At 70.0% G+C, this 25,188-nt stretch carries 21 protein-coding genes; 12 read left to right on the top strand and 9 right to left on the bottom strand.

The window, feature by feature from the left end:
- Positions 1 to 50 precede the first annotated feature (50 nt).
- Positions 51 to 1,235 carry an FAD-dependent monooxygenase gene (locus Pph01_RS20410; protein WP_204074719.1) on the top strand — a complete coding sequence of 395 codons (1,185 nt, stop codon included), beginning with the start codon at positions 51 to 53 and terminating at the stop codon, positions 1,233 to 1,235.
- Here Pph01_RS20410 and Pph01_RS20405 read toward each other — a convergent pair.
- The 4 genes from Pph01_RS20405 to Pph01_RS20390 are packed head-to-tail and all read right to left on the bottom strand — an operon-like array spanning position 1,213 to position 6,638.
- On the bottom strand, positions 1,213 to 2,502 hold the full coding sequence (locus Pph01_RS20405) for a cryptochrome/photolyase family protein (protein ID WP_204074718.1): 1,290 nt from the start codon (positions 2,500 to 2,502) through the stop codon (positions 1,213 to 1,215). The genes Pph01_RS20410 and Pph01_RS20405 overlap by 23 nt on opposite strands.
- 42 nt (positions 2,503 to 2,544) lie before the next feature.
- Positions 2,545 to 4,074, bottom strand: coding sequence for a cobyric acid synthase (locus Pph01_RS20400; protein WP_204074860.1), 1,530 nt, complete (start codon positions 4,072 to 4,074; stop codon positions 2,545 to 2,547).
- A 16-nt stretch (positions 4,075 to 4,090) separates the two neighbouring features.
- Positions 4,091 to 5,896, bottom strand: a complete 1,806-nt coding sequence (locus Pph01_RS20395) for a sensor histidine kinase (RefSeq protein WP_239116869.1) — start codon at positions 5,894 to 5,896, stop codon at positions 4,091 to 4,093.
- A gap of 1 nt (position 5,897) precedes the next feature.
- Entirely contained in the window at positions 5,898 to 6,638 is a 741-nt protein-coding gene (locus Pph01_RS20390; RefSeq protein WP_204074716.1) for a response regulator transcription factor, read from the bottom strand.
- 217 nt (positions 6,639 to 6,855) lie between these two features.
- On the opposite strand from Pph01_RS20390, the gene Pph01_RS20385 reads away from it, so the two are divergent.
- From Pph01_RS20385 to Pph01_RS20370, 4 genes are all read left to right on the top strand, one after another.
- Positions 6,856 to 7,971: a peptidoglycan-binding protein gene (locus Pph01_RS20385; protein WP_204074715.1), complete on the top strand. Its 1,116-nt coding sequence runs from the start codon at positions 6,856 to 6,858 to the stop codon at positions 7,969 to 7,971.
- Positions 7,968 to 8,693: an ABC transporter ATP-binding protein gene (locus Pph01_RS20380; protein WP_204074714.1), complete on the top strand. Its 726-nt coding sequence runs from the start codon at positions 7,968 to 7,970 to the stop codon at positions 8,691 to 8,693. The genes Pph01_RS20385 and Pph01_RS20380 overlap by 4 nt, the downstream gene beginning before the upstream one ends.
- A 28-nt stretch (positions 8,694 to 8,721) precedes the next feature.
- Positions 8,722 to 9,933 carry an ABC transporter permease gene (locus Pph01_RS20375; protein ID WP_204074713.1) on the top strand — a complete coding sequence of 404 codons (1,212 nt, stop codon included), beginning with the start codon at positions 8,722 to 8,724 and terminating at the stop codon, positions 9,931 to 9,933.
- A gap of 88 nt (positions 9,934 to 10,021) precedes the next feature.
- The gene (locus Pph01_RS20370) at positions 10,022 to 10,660 is read left to right on the top strand and encodes a hypothetical protein (protein WP_204074712.1); all 639 of its coding nucleotides are present in this window, start codon (positions 10,022 to 10,024) and stop codon (positions 10,658 to 10,660) included.
- A gap of 178 nt (positions 10,661 to 10,838) precedes the next feature.
- Here the strand turns inward: Pph01_RS20370 and Pph01_RS20365 are convergent, their stop codons facing one another.
- The gene (locus Pph01_RS20365; protein WP_204074711.1) at positions 10,839 to 11,477 is read right to left on the bottom strand and encodes an HD domain-containing protein; all 639 of its coding nucleotides are present in this window, start codon (positions 11,475 to 11,477) and stop codon (positions 10,839 to 10,841) included.
- Positions 11,478 to 11,671: 194 nt separating this feature from the next.
- Here Pph01_RS20365 and Pph01_RS20360 point away from each other — a divergent pair, with 194 nt between their 5' ends.
- Together Pph01_RS20360 and Pph01_RS20355 are read left to right on the top strand one after the other, a co-directional pair.
- Positions 11,672 to 12,892: a DUF2786 domain-containing protein gene (locus Pph01_RS20360; RefSeq protein ID WP_204074710.1), complete on the top strand. Its 1,221-nt coding sequence runs from the start codon at positions 11,672 to 11,674 to the stop codon at positions 12,890 to 12,892.
- Positions 12,893 to 13,391: 499 nt separating this feature from the next.
- A complete protein-coding gene (locus Pph01_RS20355) occupies positions 13,392 to 15,314 on the top strand; it encodes an APC family permease (RefSeq protein WP_239116868.1) in 1,923 nt (640 codons plus the stop codon).
- A gap of 69 nt (positions 15,315 to 15,383) precedes the next feature.
- Here Pph01_RS20355 and Pph01_RS20350 read toward each other — a convergent pair whose 3' ends face one another.
- Positions 15,384 to 15,671, bottom strand: a complete 288-nt coding sequence (locus tag Pph01_RS20350; protein WP_204074709.1) for a hypothetical protein — start codon at positions 15,669 to 15,671, stop codon at positions 15,384 to 15,386.
- 253 nt (positions 15,672 to 15,924) lie between these two features.
- Here Pph01_RS20350 and Pph01_RS20345 point away from each other — a divergent pair, with 253 nt between their 5' ends.
- Positions 15,925 to 16,440 (top strand): hypothetical protein, encoded by a 516-nt coding sequence (locus Pph01_RS20345; protein WP_204074708.1) that lies wholly within the window; start codon positions 15,925 to 15,927, stop codon positions 16,438 to 16,440.
- Between the two features lie 477 nt (positions 16,441 to 16,917).
- Here the strand turns inward: Pph01_RS20345 and lysA are convergent, their stop codons facing one another.
- On the bottom strand, positions 16,918 to 18,231 hold the full coding sequence (gene lysA, locus Pph01_RS20340; RefSeq protein ID WP_204074707.1) for a diaminopimelate decarboxylase: 1,314 nt from the start codon (positions 18,229 to 18,231) through the stop codon (positions 16,918 to 16,920).
- The gene (locus tag Pph01_RS20335) at positions 18,228 to 18,731 is read right to left on the bottom strand and encodes an Lrp/AsnC family transcriptional regulator (protein WP_204074706.1); all 504 of its coding nucleotides are present in this window, start codon (positions 18,729 to 18,731) and stop codon (positions 18,228 to 18,230) included. The genes lysA and Pph01_RS20335 overlap by 4 nt, the downstream gene beginning before the upstream one ends.
- Before the next feature lie 213 nt (positions 18,732 to 18,944).
- Between Pph01_RS20335 and Pph01_RS20330 the strand changes: the two genes are divergently transcribed.
- Positions 18,945 to 19,763: a histidine phosphatase family protein gene (locus Pph01_RS20330; protein WP_204074705.1), complete on the top strand. Its 819-nt coding sequence runs from the start codon at positions 18,945 to 18,947 to the stop codon at positions 19,761 to 19,763.
- A gap of 9 nt (positions 19,764 to 19,772) precedes the next feature.
- Here Pph01_RS20330 and Pph01_RS20325 read toward each other — a convergent pair whose 3' ends face one another.
- A complete protein-coding gene (locus tag Pph01_RS20325; RefSeq protein ID WP_204074704.1) occupies positions 19,773 to 21,296 on the bottom strand; it encodes an aldehyde dehydrogenase in 1,524 nt (507 codons plus the stop codon).
- Positions 21,297 to 21,429: 133 nt separating this feature from the next.
- On the opposite strand from Pph01_RS20325, the gene Pph01_RS20320 reads away from it, so the two are divergent.
- The 3 genes from Pph01_RS20320 (at position 21,430) to Pph01_RS20310 (ending at position 24,808) form a co-directional block, all read left to right on the top strand.
- Complete coding sequence (locus Pph01_RS20320; RefSeq protein ID WP_204074703.1) at positions 21,430 to 22,071, top strand: GntR family transcriptional regulator; 642 nt, start codon at positions 21,430 to 21,432, stop codon at positions 22,069 to 22,071.
- A 404-nt stretch (positions 22,072 to 22,475) separates the two neighbouring features.
- Positions 22,476 to 23,855: a galactose-binding domain-containing protein gene (locus Pph01_RS42855; RefSeq protein ID WP_239116867.1), complete on the top strand. Its 1,380-nt coding sequence runs from the start codon at positions 22,476 to 22,478 to the stop codon at positions 23,853 to 23,855.
- 308 nt (positions 23,856 to 24,163) lie between these two features.
- A complete protein-coding gene (locus tag Pph01_RS20310; RefSeq protein WP_204074702.1) occupies positions 24,164 to 24,808 on the top strand; it encodes a LysE family translocator in 645 nt (214 codons plus the stop codon).
- The last annotated feature ends 380 nt before the right edge of the window (positions 24,809 to 25,188 follow it).

Here is a 25,188-nt window from a genome sequence, read left to right as displayed (position 1 = left end):
ATGTATATTCACCGAATAGAGATTCAGTGAATGGGTGTTCAGGAGGGCTCATGGAAGTCATCGTGGCGGGCGGAGGCGTGGCCGGGGCGGCGAGCGCGATCGCGTTGCGGCGGATCGGCGCGGAGGTCACCGTCTACGAGGCGTACCCCGACCCGGCGGGAGAGGTGGGCTCGTTCCTGAGCCTGGCGAGCAACGGCCTGCGCGGTCTCGAGGTGCTCGGGTGCCTGGGGGAGGTCCAGGGACTCGGCTTCGCCGTACCGACCCAGCGGATGATCGCGAGCTCGGGCCGCGTGCTCGGAGAGATGGCCCGCGGGCGGATGCCGGACGCCCGACTGCTCAGCGTGGCCCTGATGTGCGGCCGGCTGGTGGAGACGCTGCGCGACCAGGCGATCGACGCGGGTGCGCGGATCGTCACCGGAAGGCGGCTGGTCGGCGCGGCCCCGGCGGGCGACGGGGTCGAGGCCGAGTTCTCCGACGGTTCCGCCGCGAGCGCCGACCTGCTCGTGGGCGCGGACGGCCTGTGGTCGGCGACCCGCTCGATCCTCGATCCGGACGCCCCTCGTCCCGCCTACGCGGGGATGTACAGCGTCTCCGGGGTCGCGGAGGGCGTCCCCGGCGTGTCCGGTCGGCCCCCCGTCTTCACCATGGTCTACGCACGCAACGGCGCCTTCATCCACATCCCCGCACCCGACGGCACGGTCTGGTGGTCGGCGCAGGTCATCGCTCCACGGCAGCCGGAGACGTCGGGCGTCGGCGACGCCGATTGGCTGGAACACCTCGCGGAGCTGTACCGCTTCGAGAAGACGCCCTCGGCGATCATCGAGGCCACCGGCCGGCTGCACCGTCCGACGTTCATGCACGTCCTCGCCGAGGTCCCCGCCTGGCACGACGACCGAATCGTGCTCGTCGGGGACGCCGCGCACCCGGTCGGCGCCGGGCAGGGGGCGTCGATGGCGATCGAGGACGCGGTGGTCCTCGCGCAGGCGCTGAAGCGGAACACCTCCACCGCCGCCGCCCTGGCGGACTACGACCGATTGAGGCGGGCCAGGATCGGCAAGATGGTGAAGATGGCGAGCGCCAACCGCGAGGCCAAGAAGGCGGGCCCCCTGGGCCGCCGCCTGAGCGACGTCTTCATGCCCGTCGCGTTCCGTCTCTTCTACACGAGGGCCACGTCCTGGCTGTACACCCATGACCTGGGGACGTTGCCCGAGGTCACGAGAGGAGCCGCTCGTTGAGCATCGGCGCCGGGTACCCGGGGACACGAGCCGGATGCCGCCACGGCTCGTGGACGACCGACCCGGGAAGGTCGGCGAGCTCCGGGACGTACCGCCTCACGCACTCGCCGTCGGGGTCGACCTTCTTGGCCTGGCGCAGGGGGTTGAGCACGCGGTTCGGCCGGGTGTCGTTGCCGGTGCCCGCGACCCACTGCCAGTTGCCGCAGTTGTTGGGGATGTCGGCGTCCAGCAGCAGGTCGTTGAAGTGGTCCGCGCCCACCCGCCAGTCGACACCGAGCCGTTTGGTGAGGAAGGAACCGACGATCATCCGGAGCCGGTTGTGCATCCAGCCCTCGGCCCTGAGCTGGCGCATCCCGGCGTCCACGATCGGCACGCCGGTCATCCCCTGACGCCAGGCCTCCGCGGCCTCCTCGTCGTCCTCCCATTTCGCCCGCCTCGGCCGGTAGTCCCGCCGGGGCAGCTCGGGGAAGGCGTGGGCGACCTGGTAGTAGAAGTCGCGCCAGCACAACTGCCGCACGTACTCCTCGCCGCCGGGCCGGTCCGCCGACCTCGCCACCACCTCGATCGGGGAGACGCACCCGAAACGCAGGTAGGGGCTCAGCATCGAGGTGCGCCCGGCCGCCAGGTCACGGCCTTCGGCGTACCCGGCCAGCCCGCCGCGCAGCCATTCGTCCAGGTGGCGTCTTCCCTCGGTCTCACCCCCCTTGAGCAGCCCGAACGGATTCCGCGACGGCTCGGGGAGCGACCCGGTCGCCACCTTGGCCGGCAGCCGCACCTGGGCGGGGGGATCGAGGACCCGCCGCTTGGGGGCCTGCGACCAGGCCCGCCAGTAGGGGGTGAACACCCGGTAGTGATCACCCCCGATGGGCACGAGGTCACCGGGCGGGACCACGGTCAGGCCCTGGAACAGCCGGAAGTCGAGCCGTTCGCCCGCGCACGCGTCCGCGAGGCGCTCCTCGCGCCGGCGGGCGAACGCGCTGACGTCCGCCGCCGCCCAGATTCCGCCCGCCTCCACCTGACGCGCCAGCTTGATCGCTTCGGCGACCGGTTCGCCGTGCCGTACCACCAGGTCGCCGCCCAGCTCGCGGAGGCGGCCCCTCAGGTCGTGCAGGGCGGCGTACAGGAAGTCGGCACGGTGCCGCGGTTCGATGGCCGGATCGACCACGAACAGCGGGACGACGTGCCGCGCCTGCTCGCACGCCTCCGCCAGGGCCGGGTTGTCGTGGACGCGCAGATCCCTGGTGAGCAGCACGATGACCGTCTCCACACACTTCTCTTCGAGACGGATCCGGTGATCGGTTGCCGCGACTCAGGAACCCCCGCCGGGCGGGAGCGCGGGCAGCCCCGCCGGGACCCCCTTCTCGATCAGGGCGAGCAGCGCGTCGGTGTCGACGTACCTCTCGATCATGTCCCCCAGCGCGTCGAGCTGGCGCTCCCGCAGCGCGGAGAAGGAGACGCCGGGAGCCGGTGAGAAGTCGTCCTTCCCGGCCATGGAGGCGACCTCGGCCAGGAAGGCCCGCCGGAAGGCGTCGTTCTCCAGCGCGCCGTGCCAGGTGGTGCCCCAGACCGCGCCCACCCGGCACCCATCGAGGAACGGCTCGGCCTCCCCGTCGAACGACACGACCCCGTGGTGGATCTCGTAGGCCGCGACCGGCTGGCCGTACGCCTCGCCGACCGGGCGGGAGAGGATCTTCTCCGGCCCGAACTCCACGGTGGTGGGAAGCAGCCCGAGCCCCTCGACCAGCCCTTCGCCGGACTCCACGTCGTCCATGATCGAGCGGGAGAGCATCTGGTAGCCGCCGCAGATCCCCAGGACGGGACCCCGCCGTGCGGCCACGGCCGAGGCGAGGCCCGTACGGCGCAGCCAGTCGAGATCGCTCACCGTCGCCCGGGACCCCGGCAGGACCACCAGGTCGGCCTCCCTTACCTCCGCCGCCTCGGCGGCCGAGGACACGAACCTGACCACGACCCCCGGCTCGGCCGCGAGGGCGTCGATGTCGGTGAAGTTCGAGATCCTCGGATAGCGCACCACGGCCACCCGCAGGCTCCCCCCGGTGTGTGATCCGGCGTACGGCTCGGCCGGCGGCTCCGCGGTCCGCCTGTTGTCCAGGGCGAGGGAGTCCTCGAGGTCCATCCACAGGCCGTCGAGCCAGGGCAGCACGCCGTACACCGGGCGTCCGGTGAGCTCTCTGAGCGTGTCGAGCCCGGGTTCGAGCAGCTCACGCGCCCCACGGAACTTGTTGACCAGGAAGCCGGCGATCAGGGCCTGGTCCTCGGCCTCCAGCAGGGCCAGCGTGCCGTACAGCGAGGCGAACACGCCGCCCCTGTCGATGTCGCCGACCACGACGACGGGGATGTCCGCCGCGCGGGCCAGCCCCATGTTGGCGATGTCACCCCTGCGCAGGTTGATCTCCGCCGGGCTGCCCGCGCCCTCGCACACGACGACGTCGTACTCCGAGCGCAGCCGCCGGTAGGACTCGAGGGCGACGGACCTGAGCCGGTCCTTGTAGGCGAGGTACTCCATGGCGTCCACGTCGGCCAGGGGTTTGCCGAGCACGACCACCTGGCTTCGCCGTTCGCCGCCCGGCTTCAGCAGGATCGGGTTCATGTCGGCGGTGGGCTCCAGCCCGGCGGCCTGCGCCTGGGCGACCTGGGCCCGCCCGATCTCGGCTCCGTCGGCGGTCACGAACGAGTTCAGCGACATGTTCTGCGCCTTGAACGGCGCCACCCGCACGCCCTGGCGGGCCAGCCACCGGCAGATTCCGGCCGTCACCACGCTCTTGCCCGCGTCCGAAGTCGTCCCGGCGACCAGCAGTGTCCCCTTCGGGGTCCCTTTCAGCACGGACCCAACCCTTTCAGGCGGGCAGGCGCAGGGTGAAGACCGATCCCCGTCCCGGCTCGCTCGTCGCGGAGACGGTCCCGCCGTGCGCCTCGGCGAGCTTCCGGACGATGGACAGGCCGAGCCCGCTGCCGCCGGTGGCCCGGTTGCGCGATTTGTCGGCCCGCCAGAACCTCTCGAAGACGTGCGCGAGGTCCTCGGCGGCGATCCCGGAGCCGGTGTCCTCCACGTCGATCACGAGGTGATCGCCTTCGAGACGGGTGCGCACGGCAACGGATCCCCCGCGAGGCGTGTGCCGTACGGCGTTGGAGACGAGATTGCCCACGGCCTGGCGCAACCGCAGCGGGTCGGCGACGATCTCGAGACGGCCCTCCGCCTGCGAGGTCAGCGTGACGCCCGCGGCGTCCGCGCCTCCTCGGTGGGCGGTGACGACCTGGGCCACGAGGTCGGGCACGCCGACCGGCTCCTTGTGCAGTCTGAGCTCGCCCGCGTCGGCCATCGCAAGGTCCTGCAGGTCGTCGATGACGTGTTGCAGGAGCACGGCCTCCTCCAGCAGTGAGGCGGTCAACGTGCGGTCGGGGTCGACGACGCCGTCCTCCGCCGCCTCGAGCCAGCCCCGGATGTTGCTGAGCGGGGTGCGCAACTCGTGCGCCACGTCGCTGACCATCGCCTTGCGCAGGTTCTCCAACTGCTCGCGCCGCTCCGACATCGCGTTGAAGGCCGTCGCGAGCCTGCCGATCTCGTCGCCACGCTCGACGTCGACGCGGGCGGAGACGTCGCCCTCCGCCATCCGCCTGGCCGCGCCGGTCAGCGCCCGCAGCGGGCCGATCAGCCGGATGCCCGCCAGGGTGGTGACGGTCACGGTGATCAGCAGCACCAGTGCCGCCACCCCCGCGATGCGGGCCTGGTTGGCCGAGGAGAGGTCGAAGATCGTCGACGGTGCGGAGCTGCGGCTGCTGACGAACATCAGCGTGGTGGGCGCGACGTACGGCGCGAGTTGCTCGCGCCTGCCGGAGGTGACGCAGTCCTGCACGATCTTCCGGTTCTTCGCGCTGTCCTGGCGGGGGGCCGTCTCCCTGGCGGTGGTGACGCTCGCCGGTGCGGGTATCAGCGACCAGCTGAAGTCGAGGGCGAGCTTCACGTCCGGTTGCCCCTGATGCGCGAGGCAGCTGTGGACGAGATCGCTGAGCCGGGTGAGCGCCTTCGCCTCGGTGCGGCTCGGCGCGTCCAGGACCGGGGCGGCGCACCTACTGGACTGATCCAGGCTCGAATTGGAGGTCTCGACGTGCGGCCGCCCGTTGGGGCTCTCCACGATCTTCGTGGTCAGGGCGAGGAAGGCGTCACGCAGGCATGCCGCGCGCCGCAGGGCGGCCGCGCGCAGCGTGTCACGCTCCGCGCGGGTCAGCCGGTACGGGCCGACGGCGCGAGGATCGATGTGGTCGGCCGGGGAATCGGCCACCAGGGCGCCGTCGACGGACAGCGGGTCGATCACCGCCGTCGGCTTCGCGGGCAACGAGATCGGGCCGGTGTCGGAGTCGAGGATCGGCGTGCGGTCCTCGGTGGTCAGCGTGATCCTGTGCTTGATCTTCCGTGCCAGGTCGCTCACCGCCTGCCGTGCCCCGTCCCAGTCGGGGTGGGTGGCCGCGTAGCCGACGAGCGCGTCGTAGGTCCTGGCGTCGTCGGCGAGGGCCTGGCCCTGCTCCTGCTGGATGGCCACCGTGGTGCTCCGTACGGTCAGCCAGGCGGTCGCGGCGATGGAGCAGACGGACACGAGCACGGACACCGCCAGCAACCGCATGAGCAGGCTGCGGCGAAACGGCACGTCACGGCGCATCGTGGGTGTCCCGCCGGCCGTTCACGCCGTTCTCGGCGCCGTGGGAGCCGTCGGTCAGCTTGTAGCCCACGCCGTAGACGGTGACCAGCCGGACGGGACGGCGGGGCTCGGGCTCGATCTTCCGGCGGAGGTTCATCACGTGCACGTCGACCGTTCGCGAGGTGATGTAGCGGTCGAAACCGTGCAGGTGGGCGAGGATCTGCGTCCGGGTGAACACCCGGCCGGGCTCCGCGGCCATCAACTCCAGCACCTGGAACTCGCCGGGGGTGCACTCGATGCGCCGGCCGTCCACGCTGATCTCATGGCGGACCGGATCCACCGCCAGCGGGCCGACCCGGAGCATCGGGTCGATCTTCGGGGCCGTGGGGTGGGTCCGCCGGAGCAGGGTGCGGACGCGGGCGGTCAGCTCACGCGGGCTGTAGGGCTTGGTCATGTAGTCGTCGGCGCCCAGGTCGAGGCCGAGGAGCAGGTCGTCCTCCGTGGAGCGGGCGGTCAGCATCAGCACGGGGAGGTCCGACTCGGCCCTGAGAATGCGGCACACGTCCAGCCCGTCGACCTTGGGCATCATCACGTCGAGCACGAGGAGGTCGGGGGGCGTGCGGCGGACGGTGTCCAGTGCCTCACGGCCGTCGTGCACGGTGACGACCGAATGTCCCTCGCGCTCCAGATAGCGGCGGACCAGTTCGGCCTGCTTCACGTTGTCCTCCGCGACCAGGACGTATGCGCACATAACGGCGATCCTAGGCGCGGTCAGGGCGCGCTCGAACGCCACCTGCCTGGTGGTTCATGGGAGCGCTAAGGGTTCCTGACAGGTTTCTAACAACCCCGGCCCATCCTGTCCGCCATGCCGAGAACCAGTGGCCGAATCCGCAGGACGCCGTCCGCCGGCCTGCGCCCCGCGGCCGCGATGAACGAGATCGATGAGGACTGCATGATGGAGGCCTTCCGTGGCGGAAAGTGACGACGAGCCGCGGCGGGGGAGGAAGCGGGTCCTCCTGGGAGCGGTCGCCCTGCTCGCGATCGTGGCCGCCGGCGGGGCCGCGGTCGTCGTGATCGGCCACGGGGGCGAGCCTGAGAAGACCGGGGCGGCCAAGGCTCCGGTGGCGACAGCCTCCGTGGTCAAGACCGATCTCTCGGACACCCGTACCCTCCCGGGCACTCTGGGCTTCGGCGCCGAACGCTCGGTGCGAGGCGCGGGCACCGGACTGGTCACCCGGCTGCCGAAGGCGGGGGTCACGGTGGTCAGGGGCAAGCCGCTCTACTGGGTGGACGATCACCCCGTGCCGGCGTTCGTGGGGGACACTCCGCTGTTCCGCAAGCTGGACAAGGTGGGGACCCGGGGCCGTGACGTGACCGTGGTGGCGAACAACCTGCGGGCCCTCGGGTACGCCATCGGCTACCTGCCGCCCCAGACGCCGGTCACGGGGAAGCCCTCCGTGCCGGGTGACGTCTTCACCGCCTCTCTCAAGTCGGCGCTCAAGCAGTGGCAGGTGGCCGCCGGACTGCAGCCGACCGGCACGCTGGACGTCGGCCAGGTCGTCGTGCTCTCCGGACCGTCGCGGGTCGCGTCCGTGAAGGCCCAGCTCGGCGACCCCGTCGCGGAAGAGCTGATCACGGTCACCCCGACGGCCAAGGTCGTGACCGTGCCGGTGGACGCCACCGACGTGGGCACCATCCGCCCGAAGGCCCGCGTGAGCATCGTGCTCCCCAGCGGCAAGAAGATCGTCGGGCAGGTCACGGCGATCGGGAGGACCGTTCAGGACGTGACGGACGGCTCCGGCCAGAACACGGCCCAGCTCAACATCACCGTCACCCCGCGCAAGGCCGCCGACGTGAAGGCACTGGACGCCGCGGGCGTCGAGGTGACCTTCACCTCCCAGGTCCGGCGAGGTGTGCTCGCCGTTCCCGTCGGTGCGCTGCTGGCCCTGCGCGAGGGCGGCTACGCCCTCCAACTCCCCGACGGGAAGCTGGTCGCGGCGGAGACCGGGATGTTCGTCAGGGGAATGGTGGAGGTCACCGGCAAGGGCGTCACCGAGGGCCTCGAAGTGGTGACGAGCTCATGACCCCTGGGGTCCCCGTCATGCGCGTCGATCGGGCCAGCAAGCTTCATCCCGGTGGCGTCACCGCTCTCGACGACGTCTCGCTGCTGATCGACGAGGGTGAGCTGCTCGCGATCGTCGGGCCGTCGGGATCGGGCAAGTCCACGCTGTTGAACATCATGGGCACGCTCGACCTGCCGACCAGCGGCACCGTGGAGATCGGCGGCCAGGACGTCGCCGCCCTGAGCGACCGGAGGCTTTCCGCGCTGCGGGGCAGGCTCCTGGGCTTCGTCTTCCAGCAGTTCCACCTGACGGACGGGCTGAGCGCCGCCGAGAACGTGGCCACCGGGCTTCTCTACGCCGGGGTGCCGCACCGCAGGCGCCGCCCCATGGCGCTTGAGGCGTTGGCGCGGGTGGGGCTGGCCCATCGGGTCGGCCATCTGCCCCATCAGCTCTCCGGCGGGGAGAGACAGCGGGTCGCCATCGCGCGGGCCCTGGTCAACGAACCGGCGCTGGTCCTCGCGGACGAGCCCACGGGCGCCCTCGACACGGCCAACGGCCAGGCCGTACTCGAACTGCTGATCAAGCTGAACGCCGAGGGCACCACGATCGCGATCGTCACCCATGACAGGGACATCGCGGCACGGGTGCCCCGGCGGGTGGAGATCCTCGACGGCCGGATCGTGCGCGACACCCGTTCGGGGCAGGTCATGAGGCGGGTCACGCCTCCAGGAGGTATGTCATGAGGCGGGTCACGCCTCCGGGAGGCAGGTCATGAGGCGGGCCACCCGGACCGATCCCGTCCGTCTCGCCCCGGGAGACATCCTGCGGCTCGGGCTCCTGGGCATCCGCACCAGGAAGATGCGAGCCGCGCTGTCCGCGCTGGGCATCTCGATCGGCATCGCCACCCTGATCATCGTGATGGGGATCCCGGCCTCCAGCCAGAAGGCCCTGATGAACGAGTTGTCCGCGCTCGGCACCAACATGTTGCGCGCGGAACCCATGCCCAACCAGGACCCCCCGGTCCTGCTGCCCGATTCGGCCGACGGCATGGCCGCCCGCATCGCCCCCGTCACCGTGGCGAGCGCGGTCGCCAACACGCACGCCGTCGTGGCCCGGTCGGACAAGGTGGACGCCGGCGACGCCGCCGGCATCAGCGTGCTCGCGAGCCGCGTCAACCTGCTCGCCGCGGTCAACGGCTCGGTCCAGTACGGACGATTCCTCACCACCTCGACCGACAGGTTCCCGACCGTCGTCCTCGGCTATGAGGCCGCGTCACGTCTCGGGGTCAACGAGCTGGTGCCCGGCCAGGAGCCCCCGCAGGTGTTCGTCGGCGACCACTGGTTCACCGTGATCGGCATTCTGCGGCCGATGCCGCTCGCTCCCGAGCTGGAGCGCTCGGTTCTGGTCGGCTGGGAGGCCGCACGGAGGTACCTGCACTTCGACGGGCACCCGACGGTCGTCTACGTGCAGGCCAGGGAGGACGCTCTGGAGGACGTGCGGGACGTCCTGCCCGCCACCCTCCACCCGGAGACTCCCGACCTGGTCGTGGTCAGCCGTCCCTCGGACGCGCTCGCGGCCAAGCGCGTGACGGAGACGACGTTCTCGGCGCTGTTCCTGGGGCTCGCGGGCGTCGCGCTGCTGGTCGGCGGCATCGGCGTGGCCAACACCATGGTGGTCTCGGTCCTGGAACGCCGCCGTGAGATCGGCCTGCGCCGAGCGCTGGGCGCCACCCGCGGCCACATCCGGGCCCAGTTCCTCACCGAGTCGGTCGCGCTCTCCGGGCTGGGAGGTGTGATCGGCACCCTGCTGGGGGTGGCGGTGGCCGTGGGCTACTCGGCGTACCAGGGGTGGCCGCCGGTGATCCCGCCGGCTGCGGCCTTCGGCGGCATCGGCGGGGCCGTGGTGGTCGGCATGGTGGCCGGGGTCTACCCCTCGATCCGCGCGTCCCGCCTGACCCCGACTGACGCTCTTTCCGCGCCGTGATTTTTCGTGATTTTTCGCTCTCTGACCACGACGGGAACCTCATCGCTCCCTGACAGGTTCCTCACAACTCCTGGAGATGCTCGGCCCCATGATTTCCCTCACTGATCGCACCGTCCGGCTCGCCGCCGTGATGCTCGTCGGTTGTTGCTGGCTCACCGCGTGCGGGGGCTCGGACGGCAAGGCGGCGACGCAGAACGACGGCGTCGCATCCCTGGTGACCGAGTCTCCCGCCAGTACGTCCGGTACGGCGAAGGCCGATCCGGCGGGAGATTCCTCTTCTTCTTCCGATTCCTCTTCGGAGTCCAAGCGGCCCCAGTTGCGCCTGGACAGCACCGCGGAGGACGTGGCGATGTACCGGAAGGCCTACGCCGACTGTCTGACGGACCATGGATCGCCCACCAAGACGAGCGGCGAGCCCACCAAGGCGGAAGTGAAGGCGTACGAGGCCGCGAGGAAGGCCTGCGTGAACAAGATGCCGCTCATGCCGCCGGAGTTCAGCCCCAAGACGAACCCCCACTACGCCGACGACGTGCGTAAAGAGGTGGCGTGCCTGAAGCGGCACGGGTTCAAGGTGCACATCACGCCGGCCACGGGTTCCGACCCCAACGCGATCGGGTGGACGTACGACAGCATCCCCGGAGAGGGCGTGGACATCGAGAAGATCCAGAACCAGTGCCGAGCGGAGGGATACGGCGGCGGAGCGGCCCTAGCCCCAGGCGCCGCCTGACCTTCAAGGTGATTGAGCCGCCAACCCCAGCGTGATCATGCACAGGTTCGGCGAAGTGTGCGTTGAGCTGCGGAGATACACGGCGTGATCATGCATGGATTCGGAAGATGACGCGCTGAGCTGGGAAGACCGACCCCGTGATCATGCACGTGCGGGGGCCGTGCATGATCACAGCGGGTCACTCGGGCCAGGCGGAATTCCGGATGACGTCGACGAAGTCGATGTGGCGGAAGCCCGGGACGAAGTGCTCGAGCACGTCCGCGTTGACCGTGCCGAACGTGGACGCCGGCCGATCCTTGAACCCGTTGGTGAACGCCGCCAGGATCTGGCGCTTGAAGTCGGGACGCGGGTGGGCCGCGACGACCGCAGCGACGTCGCCGGGGTCGAGATCGCCGTACCCGATGCCGAGGACGTCCGTCTCCACACCCGCTGTCACCAGGGCGATCTCGGGATCCAGCCGGTACGGGATCTCCGGCGTGGTGTGCAGGGCGATCGCCTCCCAAACCCTGCGGACGTCGGCCGCGGGCACGCCGTGGGAGTCGAGGAACCGGCGAGCCTCGTCGGCCCCGTCGAGCTCGAACCGCTGGTCGGTGCGGCGGTAGGTCTCGGTCAGCCCCAGGTCGTGGAACATCGCGCCGATGTACAGCAACTCAGCGTCGGCCGACAGCCCGAGTCGCCTGCCCTGCAACATCCCGAAGAGGTAGACCCGCCGGGAGTGGTGATAGAGCAGGGGAGGCGCCGCGTCCCGGACGAGTTCGGTCGCCTCGGCGGCGAGTTGCGAGTCGGGTACGGCGACGCCCGCGATGGTCTCCGACATGACAACGATCTCCTTAGCCCGCCTGCGGTTCTGGCTGGAACATGCCCTGGAGTTCGACCGAATTGACTCCCCAAAAAGACAAGAACGCCTGGTAGGACATGATCTGCCCGGCTTGCGGCGCACACCCGAGACCGTCGGTGGCGTCTGCGAGGATGCGGTCTCCGGACGTTCGAGGGGGTCGGCCGATGGGCCAGATGGATGCAGCCGCGATGACCCGCAAGGCCGAGGCGCTCGTCTCCGAGGCGCTGCGCACCTGGCGGCACTGGGACGAGCCCCGGTTCCGCCGGTCGGTGGAGGTTCTGGCCGATCGGTCCGATCATGCGGGGTGGGAGCGGGTGGTCGACCGTACGCTGCTGTCCGGTCTGCGGCAGACCGTCACCGCGGCGTGGCACGGTGGCTGGCAGCCCGCGGACGTCGCCCGGAGGATTCGCCGCGCATTCGGCGGCGAGCACGTGCAACTCGCCGTCGACGCGATGGCCGAGGAGATGCGGGCGTACGCCGCCGCGACCGTGGCCGACCGGTGGCTGGCGCAGCTTTCCGCGCTCGACGCCCACGTGTGGTGGGAGGCCGACGAGGAGATCCTGCGCGAGAAGGGCGACCGGCTCGCGATGGTGACCCGCGCCGTCGAGGTCCTGTCGGTGCTGACCATGCTTCCCCGGCTGGAGCGGCTCTGCCCGCTGCCCGGCATGGCCCGCCGTGCCGTACACGTCTCGGGCCGGGCGGCGGGCGAGCGGACCCTCGCCCGCATCCGCGCCCTGCTGGCCAAGGCCGAGTCCACCGAGTTCCCCGCGGAGGCGGAGACCTTCACGTCGGCGGCGCAGTCGTTGATGGCCAAGCACAGCATCGACGCCGCGATGCTTGCCGCCGAGCCGGGCGGCGCGGAGGAACCGACCGGCCGCCGGGTGGGAATCGATCCCCCTTACGAGAAGCCCAAGGCGATCCTGCTCGACGTCGTGGCCACGGCCAACCGGTGCCGCGCCGTCTGGAGCAAGGACCTCGGGTTCTCCACGGTGCTCGGGTTCGACCCCGACCTCGACGCGGTGGAGTTGTTGTTCACATCGTTGCTGGTGCAGGCGACCTCGGGGATGGTCCAGGCCGGCGCCCGCCGTGACCTCGCCGGCCGGTCGCGTACCCGGTCGTTCCGCCAGTCGTTCCTCGCGGCGTACGCCCAGCGCATCGGGGAGCGGCTCCGAGCGGCTTCGGGTGAGGCGGTACGGCAGGCCGTGGCCGAGGCGGGAAGTGATCTTCTGCCGGTGCTGGCCGCTCGGGAATTGGCGGTGGACCAGGCCGTCACCGTGCTGTTCCCCCGCCTGTCGCGGACCGGTGTCATGTCGGTCAACGACCGGGAGGGCTGGGTGTCCGGGAGGGCCGCCGCCGACCTGGCCACCCTTCACGCCCGCGACAAGATCGCCTGAGGGTACGGGGGGTTCGGGGGCTCATTGCGCCCCGGGCCTCACCTCTCGCGCCCTTTCTCGCGCGTGATCATGCTCACGTTCGGGCGTTGGCCGGATGAGCTGCGCGAACGTCTTGCGTGATCATGCACGGATTCTGTCAATGCCGCTCCGACCTGCCGTGATTCGTTTCGTGATCATGTAATGGCGCGTGATTGTCGGGCCGGTTGCAATGCGTGATCACGAAAATGCGAATGCCCAGGTCGGGACGTGCGTTGCCGAACCCGTGCATGATCACGAAATGTGAACGGCCTGCTCGCGAGGTGTTTCTTGTGCATGATCACGCGGGTGTGGGCCGTGTGTTGCCGAATCTGTGCATGATCACCCCAAAGGGGGGGCGTGATCACGCCGGGAGGGAGGTGGCGATATATACGTTTTCTTGACGCCCTGTGGCGGTAACAACCCTCTCCGGCCTTAGTAGTGTGCATTCGGCTTTATGCGCATTTGACGGGGAGGTGACCGAGTGGCCGGGTTAGTGCGGTCCCCGGTGGCGGGCGATCTGCGGACGTGGCTGCTCGACGGGCTCCAGCAGGAGGACCTGAAGGCTGTGGGGCCGCACGGTCCCGAGGCGCCGCACGTACGGCATCCGTGGTGGCAGGTGATGTGCCTGACCGGCGTCGACTACTTCTCGACGCTGGGTTATCAGCCGGGCATCGCCGCGCTCGCGGCGGGCGCGCTGTCCCCGATCGCCACGCTCTTCCTCGTACTGCTGACCTTGTTCGGGGCGTTGCCCGTCTATCGGCGGGTGGCGGCGGAGAGCCCGTACGGTCAGGGGTCGATCGCCATGCTGGAACGGCTGGCCCCGCAGTGGTGGGGCAAGCTGTTCGTGCTGGTCCTGCTCGGGTTCGCCGCGACGGACTTCGTCATCACGATGACCCTGTCGGCGGCCGACGCCACCGCGCACATCCTGGAGAACCCGTTCGTTCCCCGGCTGTTCGACGGCCATCAGGTCCTCGTCACCCTCGGCCTGCTGACGTTGCTGAGCGCGGTGTTCCTGAAGGGCTTCAAGGAGGCCATCGGCATCGCGGTGGTGCTGGTCGGCGTCTACCTGGCGCTCAACGCGGTGGTCGTGGTCACGGCGCTCACACATGTTCTGGAGCAGCCCGATCTGGTCGTGAACTGGAAGGCGGCCCTGACCACCGACCACAGCAGTCCGCTCGCGATGATCGCCGTCTCGTTGCTGGTGATGCCGAAACTGGCCCTCGGCATGTCCGGGTTCGAGACGGGGGCGGCGGTGATGCCGCTGGTCAAGGGGGATCTGAAGGGCCGGATCGCCGGGACCAAGCGCATGCTGACCGTCGCCGCGCTGATCATGAGCGTCTTCCTGATCTTCAGTAGCTTCGCGACGAGCGTGCTGATCCCGGAGAAGGAGTTCCATGAGGGGGGCAAGGCCTCCGGCCGTGCCCTGGCCTATGTCGCCCACGAATACCTGGGCAACTACTTCGGGACGCTCTACGACGTCAGCACGATCGCGATCCTGTGGTTCGCCGGGGCGTCGGCGATGGCGGGCCTGATCAACCTGGTGCCCCGCTACCTGCCCCGGTACGGCATGGCCCCCGACTGGACCCGGGCCGTCCGGCCCCTGGTCCTGGTGTTCACCGCGATCGCGTTCGCCATCACGATCATCTTCCACGCCGACGTCGAGGCCCAGGGCGGCGCGTACGCCACGGGCGTGCTCGTGCTGATCCTCTCCGCGGCCGTCGCGGTGGCCGTCGCCGCCGCCCGCGCCGGGCAGAAGAAGCTGATGGGCGCGTTCGCCGTGATCGGCGTCGTGCTCGTCTACACGCTGGTGGCCAACGTGATCGAACGGCCGGACGGCGTGAAGATCGCGTTCTTCTTCATCGTGGCGATCATCGTGACCTCCATCGTCTCGCGTGCCACGCGCTCCACCGAGTTGCGGGTGACGGAGGTCCATCTCGACCCGCTCGCGGAGAAGTTCGTCGTCGAGGCATGTGGCGAGGTTCACCTGATCGCGAACGAGCCGAACCAGCGCGACCAGAGCGAGTACACCGACAAGCGCCGCGAGCAGTGGCTGAACCATCGGCTGCCCAGCTCGGAACCGATCATGTTCGTCGAGGTGACCGTGCCGGACGCCTCGGAGTTCGAGACCGAGCTCCGGGTCAGCGGCGAGGAACTGTACGGCCACCGCATCCTGCGCATCGAGAGCTCGACGGTGCCGAACGCGCTGGCCGCCCTTCTTCTCTACCTGCGCGACCGCACGGGACAGGTGCCGCACATCTACTTCCACTGGACCGAGGGCAACCCGATCGCCGCGATGCTCCGTTACCTGCTCTTCGGCGGCGGGGACGTGCCGCCCCTGACCCGTGAGGTGCTGCGCCAGGCCGAGCCCGACGTCGAGCGACGGCCGCATGTTCATGTCGGCTAGCGCTGTGGCCGGAAGGGTTTCACCGGACGTCGGGGCCCCGGCCGTCAGCTCGGGACACGGACGAAGTGGTCACTCTCGGCCGGTCAGGCCGGGGGTGTCCGTCTGGGCGAAGGTGATCACGATGTCCCGGCCGTTGGCGTAGCTGACGACAGGTCGCTGGAGCAGGTCGCCCACCTTCCGGGCGACTCCCTGGAACATCTCCACCATGTCCGGCGTCTCGGCGGTCACTCGGAACCGCCCTTTGGCGACGAGCGTCTCGGCGACGAGGGGGGCGAAGTTCACCTCGCTCCGGGCCTTCTCCTCCGCGCTGAGAGGGGTGCGCCGGGGTGCGGGCTGCGTGCTGGGAGGGTGGGTCATCAATGATCTCCTCGTGATCGCCGTCCGTCCAGCATGCCACTCGTGGCTGCCCGGCGGGCAAGCGCCGAGCAGACGGCGACCCGGGCCTCAGCCGACGTGCTCGAACAACGGACGGCGCCGCACCCGAGTCGACGTCTGAGGAAGGTCAACATCGAATCCCGGATGATAGGGATTTCATCAATATCCGGCCTGGACACGTAGGAAGTGCGTCAAGACCGACGATCTGCCAGCTTGTCTGTACTTGGCTGGACACATGAGGATCGTAGGTCCGGCAGGTCCCCGGCACACCGAGTTGCTGGTCGCGGCGGGATTCGCCGTGGTCGTGGGGGGCTGCCTGCTGGCGACCGCGATCTTCTCCCCGGGGGAGACCACAGGACGTATCGCCGTTCTCGCCGTCGTTCTCACGGTGTTCGCCGCCCGGACGGCCGATCCTCTCGCGGCCCTGGCCACCGCCGTCATGGGCTGGCTGGTGGCCACCGGCTTCCTGGTGAACCACGAGGGTGAGCTCCGGCTCGCCGGCTGGCCCGATCTGTTGCGCCTCGGCGTCCTCGTCGCGGCCGTCATGGCCGGGACGCTCTGGGGGCGGATCCGGATCGCCCGCCGCGCCGCCGCCGCGAGGGTCATCGAGATCGCCCCTGACGACTCGCTGCTTCCCGCCGCCGCCATGATCCTCGACGCCACGCTGCCTGACGCCATGCTTTCCGGTGAACGTCGCTCCCGGACGGCGTCACGCTCGCCGGTGCCGGCCAGAGTCCGGCGTCCCGTCTGAGAACTCGCGCGGACAGGCGCGGGAGTCTCTGCAACCGGCCTATCTGAGAGCTCGCGCGCGGGCCGCGGGGACGTCCCTTGTGTCACCGGGCTATGAGGCCTATTGCGGTGTGGTCGTCTCCCGGATTCTGTGGAAACCCGAGAACTGCGGCAGCCCTGGGGAGTTGGGGAAACCCTGGGGGCTGTGGAAACGACGGGGAACTGCGGCGCCGGCGCGACCTGGCAGAGCTCGCCATGCGCCGCCGTACCGGCTCGCGTGCATGATCACGAAGAAGGTTTCGCGAGGTCACGTGGCATGTGAGCGGATCTGTGCATGATCACCAACCAGGTCGGCCCGGTTCACGGCCCACGTCCGCGAGCCTGTGCATGATCACGCGCAAAAGCGACGTCCTGGCCGGGTGCCACTGTGACATCGGCCAGGACGTGGTCTACGTACGGATGACTCGCCATCCCGAACCGGCTGACCGGTTCGTGGGGATCAGAGGCCGACGTCCCTGCGCGTCAGGTCCTCCAGGCTTTCGCGGCGGACGACCAGCCTGGCCTTGCTCTGGCCGACGGCCACCACCGGCGGGCGGCAGGTGAGGTTGTACGTGGACGCCATGGAGTGGTGGTAGGCGCCCGTGGCGGCGACGGCGAGGACGTCGCCCGGGTGGAGGTCGGCCGGCAGCGGCACGTCCTCCGCGATCACGTCGCCCGCCTCGCAGTGGTGCCCGACCACGGTCACCTCGCGGTCGCCCTCGTGGGACGCGCGGCCGATGAGCTTGACCTCGTAGCGAGAGCCGTACAGGGCAGGGCGGGGGTTGTCGCTCATGCCTCCGTCGACCGCCACGTAGGTGTGCCCGAGGCCCTTCTTGACGGAGATCACCCGGTAGAGCGTGACGCCGGCCGTTCCCGCGATCGCACGGCCGGGCTCGATGGTCAGGCGGGGGACGGGCAGCCCGAGTCCGGCGGCGCGTTCCTCGACCGCGTCGGTCACCCGGGCGGCGAACGCGTCCAGGTTCAGCCGGGAGTCTCCCGGCCGGTAGGCGATGCCGTGGCCGCCGCCGAGGTCGAGTTGGGGCAGGGCCACGCCATGGGTCTTCCAGACCCCCGCGAGATGCTCGATCATGGCACGGGCGGCCCTCTCGAACGGCTCGACCGAGGTGATCTGGGATCCGAGGTGGCAGTGGAGGCCGACCAGTTGCAGGCGCGGCTGCCTGAGCACCCGGCTCACCGCGTCTCCCGCGCCTCCGGTCGCGACGGACAGGCCGAACTTCTGGTTCTCCCCTCCGGTCCGGACCGCTGCGCTCTCCCCGGCCTCGATGTCCGGGATGACCCTGATCAGGACTTTCTGGCGGTAGCCGGCGGGGACCAGCGCGGCCAGCCGGTGGATCTCGTCCACGCTGTCCACGACGATCCGTCCCACACGCTGCTCCACGGCCAGGTGGAGCTCGTGCGGCGTCTTGGCGTTGCCATGAAAAATGATCTTCGAAGCGGGGAAGCCGACGGAACGCGCGACGGCCAGCTCGCCCGCCGAGCACACGTCGAGGCTCAGGCCTTCGCTGCTCAGCCAGCTCGCCATCGCGCGGCACAGGAACGCCTTGGCGGCGTAGGCGATCTCCGCCGAGGGCAGCGCGGCCCGGTAGGCGCGCGCCCGCAGGCGGACGTCGGTCTCGTCGATGACGTAGAGCGGCGTGCCGAACCGGTGGACGATCTCCATGAGCGACACGTTGCCGACGGTGGCAGTCCCGTCGTGCCGGAAGCGGGTGGTGGCCGACCACGGACCATGAGCGGTCTCGGTCATGACAGTCATGCGGGCTCCTCCTCGGTGAGCAGGGCCTGCCCCAGGCCCACGACGGTTCGTGCGATGAGTTGGGTGTGGGTGGTTTCGGCGCCGGCTGCGCGCAGTTCGGTGACGGCACGCTCGAGATCGACCATGTCGCGGCAGGCGAGGTGGACTTCCAGGTCGTAGTCCCCGACGAGGCTGACTGCGCCAAGCACCGATCGCATGGTGCGCAGCCGTCCTTCGTAGACGTGGGACGACGTGTGCGGGGCGAGCCTGACGCCGACGAGGGCCTGAGTCGTGAGGCCGAGCAGTGCGGGATCGAAGTCGGCGTGTACGCCCGCGAGAACACCCCGTTCACGCAGGCGGCGCAGCCGTACCGACACCGCGCTGTCGGCGAGCGCGAGTTCGCGGGCGAGCTCCCGGACCCGGGCACGCCCGTCCATCCACAACGCACGCAGTAGACGCAGGTCGACGTCGTCGACGACTTTCGCGCGCCTGGCCGGGGATTCGGCCTCCTCTGCCGCCATGGACTCCTCCAGGATCACCCCAATGGTTACAAAAAGGACGCTAAATCCTGGGTGGCGGCGAATTCGTGATCAAGACGCGATCCCTACGCGGACGCGGGGAATGTTGACGCGTGGTTGACGACGCCCCTCCGTCGCGGTGCCGTAGTCCCTGGTGAACGACCTGCGGACGGGCTGGGGCTGGATGTTCGGCCCGGCCCCACGTAGCGTCGAGTGGTGACCGTCTCCGTCTCACCGTGCGGCCACGCGGCATCGTCCGGTCCCGTCGTCCTCCGCGCGCTGCGGCACGGTCAGAGCACGGCGAACGCCGCCTGGGCCCAGCCCCCGGCCGATCATGCTGCGACGCCCCCTGCGGATCATGCGGCGACCTTCCCGGCCGATCATGCACCGACGTCTCGGGCGGATCATGCGGCGACGTCTCGGGACGGCCGCGCGGCGACCTTCCCCGCCGACGACATGAAGATCGCGCTCACCGGACTCGGACGCCGCCAGGCCGCCGACGTGGGGCGCTGGCTGTCGGCCCCGGACCGTGTGCCCGACATCGTGTGGTGCTCGCCGTACCTGCGGGCCGGGCAGACCTGGTCGCTGGCCCGGCGCGAACTGATCGCCACGGGACGGCGCGTGCCGTGTGTGCGGGTGGACGCCCGGCTCCGCGACCGCCATCGCGGCCTGCTCCACCATCTGCCGCCCGCCGAGGTCAGGGAGCGCTTCCCCGAGGAGGCGGGGCGCGAGGAGCGAGAAGGCATGCTGCGCTACCGGCCGCCGGACGGCGAGTCGTTCATGGACGTCGCGGCGCGGCTGCGCACGGTCTGGCAGGACATCAGTGGCGACATGGTCCACCAGCGCGTCCTGGTCGTGGCGCACGACGCGGTCGTCCTGTTCCTCCGGCAGATCATCGAGGAGCTGTCCGGCGACGAGATCATGCGGATCGCGTCCACCGGCCTGGCGGGCAACGGCTCGGTCACCACCTGGGAACGTCAGGAGGACGGCTTCCGCCTGGCCTCCTACGACTTCCGTGATCATCTGGGGGTCTGACGGCCGCCGTCAGTTGAGCCTGCCGGTGTTCGCGCCGTTGTACCAGCCCACGTCGTCGGGGGCCGTCCGCACCGTGATGACACGGATGTTCGTGAAGTCGTCGAACGACTCCCGGCCGCCTTCCCGGCCGATGCCGCTCGCCTTCACGCCGCCCCACGGCGCGGACGGGTCCAGGCGGTGGTGGTCGTTGACCCAGACCATCCCGGTCTCGAGCCGTTCCGACACCCGGTGCGCCCGGGCGACATCGCGGGTCCAGACCGCCGAGCCCAGGCCGTACGAGGAGTCGTTGGCCAGGGAGACGGCCTCGTCCTCGTCGTCGAAGGGGATGGCGACCACCAGGGGACCGAAGATCTCCTCCTGCGCGACGCGCATGTCGTTGCGGACGTCCGCGAGCACGGTCGGCTCGACGAAGAAGCCGCCCGGCAGCCCGGGAACCTCGGCCGGGCGCCCGCCCGTCACCAGGCGCGCGCCCTCGTGCAGCCCGATGCGGACGTAGTTGAGGATCCGATCCCTGGCCGCGGCCGAGATGACCGGGCCGAGCTGGGTGAGCTCCTCGGCCGGGTCGCCGATGCGGATCGAGCCGGCGACCTTGGCGAGCGCCTCGACCACCGCGTCGTACGCGCCGCGCTGCACGAGCAGCCGGCTGCCGGCGACACAGGTCTGCCCTGCGCCGACGAAGGCGGCGAAGGCGACCCCCTGGGCGACGGAGTCGGCGGGTGCGTCGTCGAACACCAGGATGGGGGTCTTGCCGCCGAGTTCGAGCGTCGCCTTGGCGAAGCGCCTCGCTGCGGCGAGGAAGATCGACCGGCCGGGCGCGGTCCCGCCCGTGAACACCACCTTCTCGACCATGGGGTGGGCCGCCAGGGCGGCCCCCGCGATCGGGCCGAACCCGGGGACGACGTTGAGCACCCCGTCCGGGATTCCGGCCTCGCCCGCGATGTCGGCGAGCAGAAGGGCGGTCAGCGGCGTGTGCTCCGACGGCTTGAGCACGACGGAGTTACCCGTCGCCAGCGCCGGGGCCAGGCTCTTGGACGTGATCATCAGCGGGTGGTTGAAGGACGACAGGATTCCGACCACCCCGAGCGGGAACCGGCTCGTGTAGGAGTGGTAGCCGTCCCCCATCGGGAACACGGCTCCCCGTTCGGCGAGCAGCAGCGCCGCGTTGTAGCGGTACCAGTCCGGGAGCCGGGAGATCTGGACCCTCGTCTCGGTGATCGGCCGCCCGTTGGTCATGGTCTCGAGGCGGTACAGCTCGTCGATCCTGGCCTCGATGTGGTCGGCGAAACGGTTGAGCACGCGGGCTCTGTGATGGATGGACGTGTCCCGCCACACCCCGGAGCGGAACGCCCTGTCCGCCGTCTGGACCGCACGATCGACGTCCTCGCCGGTCGCGGCCATGACCTGGATGAACACCTCTCCGGTCGCCGGGTTCGTCACGTCGAGCGCAGTGGCGTGCCCCTCGGCCACGCGTCCGCCTATCCGCAGGCCCGTGGCGAGCTCGTCGAGCATCGTGTCGCTGCCGTCGCCGGACATCGCACGTCGCCTCCTCGCCCGTATACCGATGGCTCTATCTGTATACAGGTTACCATATGTCTTGTAATGCTCTGTTTGTCGTTTTTTCGAGGTGGAAGGGATCGAGGGAGGACGTCGGGAGGGGGTGCCGACGGTGGAGTCAGCCGCGGCGCGGGTCACCGGTTCGCTGCGTCAGCGTGTGCTGACCGGGGAGCTCAAGCCCGGAGAACCCCTGTCCCAATCGCGCGTAGCCGCCGAGTACGGCGTCAGCCGCATCCCCGCACGCGACGCGCTGCAGACTCTGGCCGCGGAGGGCCTGGTGGACCTCGGTGCGTTCACCGCGGTCGTCAGGGGAACGTCGATCGCCGAGCTCCAGGAGCTTTACGAGCTGCGTGAGGCGATCGAGCCCCTCGTGACCAGGATCGCCGTGCCGAACGTCGGGCGGGCCGAGGTCGCCATGATGACGGCCCTCCTCGACGAGATGGTGTCGCACCCGTCGGCGATCGACTGGCTCGGCGCCAACGCGAGGTTCCACGCTCTGATCTACACGCGGGCCGACCGCACGCGCATGATCGAGCTGACCACGCAGCTCAGGCGGCTGACCGATCGCTACCTGTACCTGCATGTCGACATCTTCGGTGAGACGGGGCGTCTGAACCTCGAGCACCGCCGGATCCTTGAGGCCGTGGAGACGGGCGACCCCGCGGAAGTGGCCGAGCTGACCCGCCTGCACATCGCCGCGTCGCACGATTTCCTCCTGCGCCACCTGCTCCGGGAGCCGGCGCCGCGACGCTGAGTCGGGTGCCGCGACGTTGAGAGATGGCGCCGCGATGCCCAGCCGGTGCCGCGGCGTTGAGTCAGGTGCCGCGACGCCTGAGACGGTGTCGCGGCGTTGACACGGCGTTGAGACGGCCGCCCTCGGCCGGGGGTCCGGGCTCGGCCGGGGGTCCGGGCTCACGAAGCCGACTGCGACCGGGTGAGGAAATTTACTCCGGCATTGACAGTTCTGTGCGAACCGATGGTACTCTCGCGCAGAGAGCGCTCTCTTTCATGAGTACGACCGATCGACGTCCCGGCGACGTGCGCAGGCGAGTCGCGCCGGTGTACCCCTCCGTCCCCGCCCCGGGACCGGAGGGCGACATCCGTCCCGGCCTGGGACTCGCGCCGAGCTCCGATCGGTCCTCGACGAAGGGAGTGCCCATGTCGACCATGCGCGGGCGCGCAGACGTGGGAGCAAGCCCCGGCCGGAGGCTGGGACTTCGTCTCAAGGCGGGTGCCTCCGCCGTCCTCCTCGGAGTGGCCACGGTGGGCGTCGCACTCGTGACCGCCGTCGCCGTCCCCGGCGCCGCGAACGCCGCCGTTCCCGCCCCGCCCCCCGGATTCAGCCTCACCTGGAGCGACGATTTCAGCGCCGCCGCCGGAACGGGCGTGAACACGGGGACCTGGAAGTACGACACCGGTCCGGGAAGCAGTTTCGGCACCGGCGAGATCGAGACGATGACGAACAGCACGGCGAACGTCTTCCACGACGGCGCCGGGCATCTCGTCCTCAGGGCCCTGCATTCGGGGAGCAACCCCACCGCGGGCTGGACGTCCGGACGCATCGAGACGCAGGCGGCGACGTTCGGCGCACCACCGGGCGGCGTCGTGCGGATGGAGTCCTCGATCCAGCAGCCCAACGTGACCACCGCCAACGGCGCCGGCTACTGGCCGGCCTTCTGGATGCTGGGCGCCCCGCTGCGCACCGGCACCCCCTGGCCGACCAGCGGCGAGATCGACATCCTGGAGGACATCAACGGCCGCAGCTCGGTGTTCGGGACACTGCACTGCGGAACCAACCCGGGCGGCGTCTGCAACGAGTCGACCGGCATCGGCAGTGGTGAACGGCCCTGCCCGGGATGCCAGACGGGCTACCACACCTACGCGGTGGAGATCGACCGCTCGGTGTCGCCCGAACAGATCAGGTGGTATCTCGACGGCAACAACTACTTCTCCCTCTCGGCGAACCGCGTGGACGCCACGACCTGGGCGAACGCCGTCGACCACCCGTTCTTCATCATCTACGACCTCGCGATGGGCGGCGGTTTCCCCGCGGCCTTCGGCGGCGGCCCCAACGCCGCGACCGTCTCCGGCGGGCAGATGAACATCGACTACGTCGCCGTCTACAACAAGCCTCCCGGCGGGGGCGGCGGCGGGTCGAACCTCGCTCAGGGCAGGCCCACCACGGCCTCCTCGGTCGAGAACGGCGGCTTCGCCGCGGCGAACGCCACGGACGGGAACACCGGAACCCGGTGGTCGAGCGGGTTCAGCGATCCGCAGTGGATCCGGGTCGACCTCGGCTCGACACGGACGATCAACCGGGTCGTGCTGAACTGGGAGGCCGCGTACGGCAGGGCGTTCCAGGTCCAGACCTCGAACGACGGAACCTCCTGGACGACCGTCTACTCGACCACGACCGGGACGGGCGGTGTGCAGAGCATCAACGTCTCGGGGTCGGGCCGCTATGTGCGGGTGAACGGGACGCAGCGGGCGACGCCGTACGGCTACTCGCTCTGGGAATTCCAGGTCTTCGGACCTTAGTGATCAGGGGTGCCGAGGCGAAGCCGATCCGCCTCGGCACCCCGCACCTTCCGCCGCCGATGTGACGCGGCAGCTGGGAGAGCGCTCTCGCACAGCCTTGCTGACTCGTTGACGGAGATCGTCCGCCGATGCAGTCGCTGATCGCATGTTCCCGGTCGGTGCGGGGCGCTGTGAGAGCCGTTCCACGGGTGGGGCGGCGCGAAAAGGCGTTCCATGGGCGTGGGGCGATGCGGAAGCCCGGCCACGTGCCCGCCGCGACCACCCGGCCCCCGAGCGGCCGGGCCGCGGGGCGGGAGCACAATGACGCCATGACCATCCCCTCGGCCATAGCCTCCTTCGCCGTCGTCGCCGGCCTGCTCACGATCATCCCGGGTCTCGACACCGCACTGGTGTTGCGCAGCGCCGCAAGCCGCGGCCGCAGGCACGCCTTCGCCACCGCCCTGGGCATCAGCACGGGTGCCCTGGCGTGGGGAGCCGCCGCGGCCGGCGGAGCGACCGCCCTGCTGACGGTCTCGCACGGCGCCTACACGGTCCTGCGAATCGCGGGCGCGGTCTATCTGGTCTGGATGGGCGTCGGGATGTTGCGGTCGCTGCGCCGAGAGCAGGTGCTCGCCGTCCGCCAGGATCCGCAGTCGGCGCGGCTGTCCGGCTCCTATCTGCGCGGCCTCACCACCAACCTGCTCAACCCCAAGATCGGTGTCTTCTACACGGCGATGTTGCCGCAGTTCATCCCGCCGGACGCCTCGCATCTGGCCATGGGTCTCCTGCTGGCGCTGGTCCACGACATCGAGGGCTTGGTGTGGTTCGCCCTCCTGATCCTGGGCGCGCAGCAGATCGGAGCACTGCTGCGGCGCTTCAAGCTGAGCAGGCGGGCGGTGCGGCGTTCGATGGACGGGGTCACCGGGACGGTTCTCATCGGCTTCGGCCTGGAGTTGGCGCTTTCCGACCACTGACCCCGGCCGCCCTGGGGAAACGCTCTCTGGAACCGTACTCGGACCTGGCGACGACGACCGTCCTCAATTCGCGACGCCGACGGGTGCCGTGTCATTTATGGTGCGCGAGTCGATGTGATTGTCGTCCAGGAATCCCGGCGGGCCGCGAAACCGGCGGTGTCCAGCCGGCCGTGAGGAAGTTTCACGTCGACGCCTCCGTGTCCAGGTTCCTCCACCAGGTCAGGGCATCAGGATGATCGGGAGTGCTCCGGTCATTCCTCCCTGACCTGGGGAACAATGCCCGCGGCATTCTCCCGTGAAGGCGCTCGAACCACCCCGTCGTGCGGCCGGGCGGCGATTACAGAAAAGTGGCCATGGCGCGAATGGGATCGACCGGTTAG

The organism is Planotetraspora phitsanulokensis, from assembly GCF_016863295.1.
Lineage (GTDB): Bacteria > Actinomycetota > Actinomycetes > Streptosporangiales > Streptosporangiaceae > Planotetraspora > Planotetraspora phitsanulokensis.
This window is presented reverse-complemented; position numbering and strand designations above follow the sequence as displayed.

What these genes read in the sequence shown, in the direction of transcription:
- Pph01_RS20370 (WP_204074712.1), top strand. Translation starts at nt 10,022, where the DNA reads ATGATTTCCCTCACTGATCGCACCGTCCGGCTCGCCGCCGTGATGCTC.
- Pph01_RS20375 (WP_204074713.1), top strand. Translation starts at nt 8,722, where the DNA reads ATGAGGCGGGCCACCCGGACCGATCCCGTCCGTCTCGCCCCGGGAGAC.
- Pph01_RS20365 (WP_204074711.1), bottom strand. Translation starts at nt 11,477, where the DNA reads ATGTCGGAGACCATCGCGGGCGTCGCCGTACCCGACTCGCAACTCGCC.
- Pph01_RS20310 (WP_204074702.1), top strand. Translation starts at nt 24,164, where the DNA reads ATGACCATCCCCTCGGCCATAGCCTCCTTCGCCGTCGTCGCCGGCCTG.
- Pph01_RS20350 (WP_204074709.1), bottom strand. Translation starts at nt 15,671, where the DNA reads ATGACCCACCCTCCCAGCACGCAGCCCGCACCCCGGCGCACCCCTCTC.
- Pph01_RS20390 (WP_204074716.1), bottom strand. Translation starts at nt 6,638, where the DNA reads ATGTGCGCATACGTCCTGGTCGCGGAGGACAACGTGAAGCAGGCCGAA.
- Pph01_RS20325 (WP_204074704.1), bottom strand. Translation starts at nt 21,296, where the DNA reads ATGTCCGGCGACGGCAGCGACACGATGCTCGACGAGCTCGCCACGGGC.
- Pph01_RS20345 (WP_204074708.1), top strand. Translation starts at nt 15,925, where the DNA reads ATGAGGATCGTAGGTCCGGCAGGTCCCCGGCACACCGAGTTGCTGGTC.
- lysA (WP_204074707.1), bottom strand. Translation starts at nt 18,231, where the DNA reads ATGACTGTCATGACCGAGACCGCTCATGGTCCGTGGTCGGCCACCACC.
- Pph01_RS42855 (WP_239116867.1), top strand. Translation starts at nt 22,476, where the DNA reads ATGTCGACCATGCGCGGGCGCGCAGACGTGGGAGCAAGCCCCGGCCGG.
- Pph01_RS20410 (WP_204074719.1), top strand. Translation starts at nt 51, where the DNA reads ATGGAAGTCATCGTGGCGGGCGGAGGCGTGGCCGGGGCGGCGAGCGCG.
- Pph01_RS20335 (WP_204074706.1), bottom strand. Translation starts at nt 18,731, where the DNA reads ATGGCGGCAGAGGAGGCCGAATCCCCGGCCAGGCGCGCGAAAGTCGTC.
- Pph01_RS20360 (WP_204074710.1), top strand. Translation starts at nt 11,672, where the DNA reads ATGGATGCAGCCGCGATGACCCGCAAGGCCGAGGCGCTCGTCTCCGAG.
- Pph01_RS20380 (WP_204074714.1), top strand. Translation starts at nt 7,968, where the DNA reads ATGACCCCTGGGGTCCCCGTCATGCGCGTCGATCGGGCCAGCAAGCTT.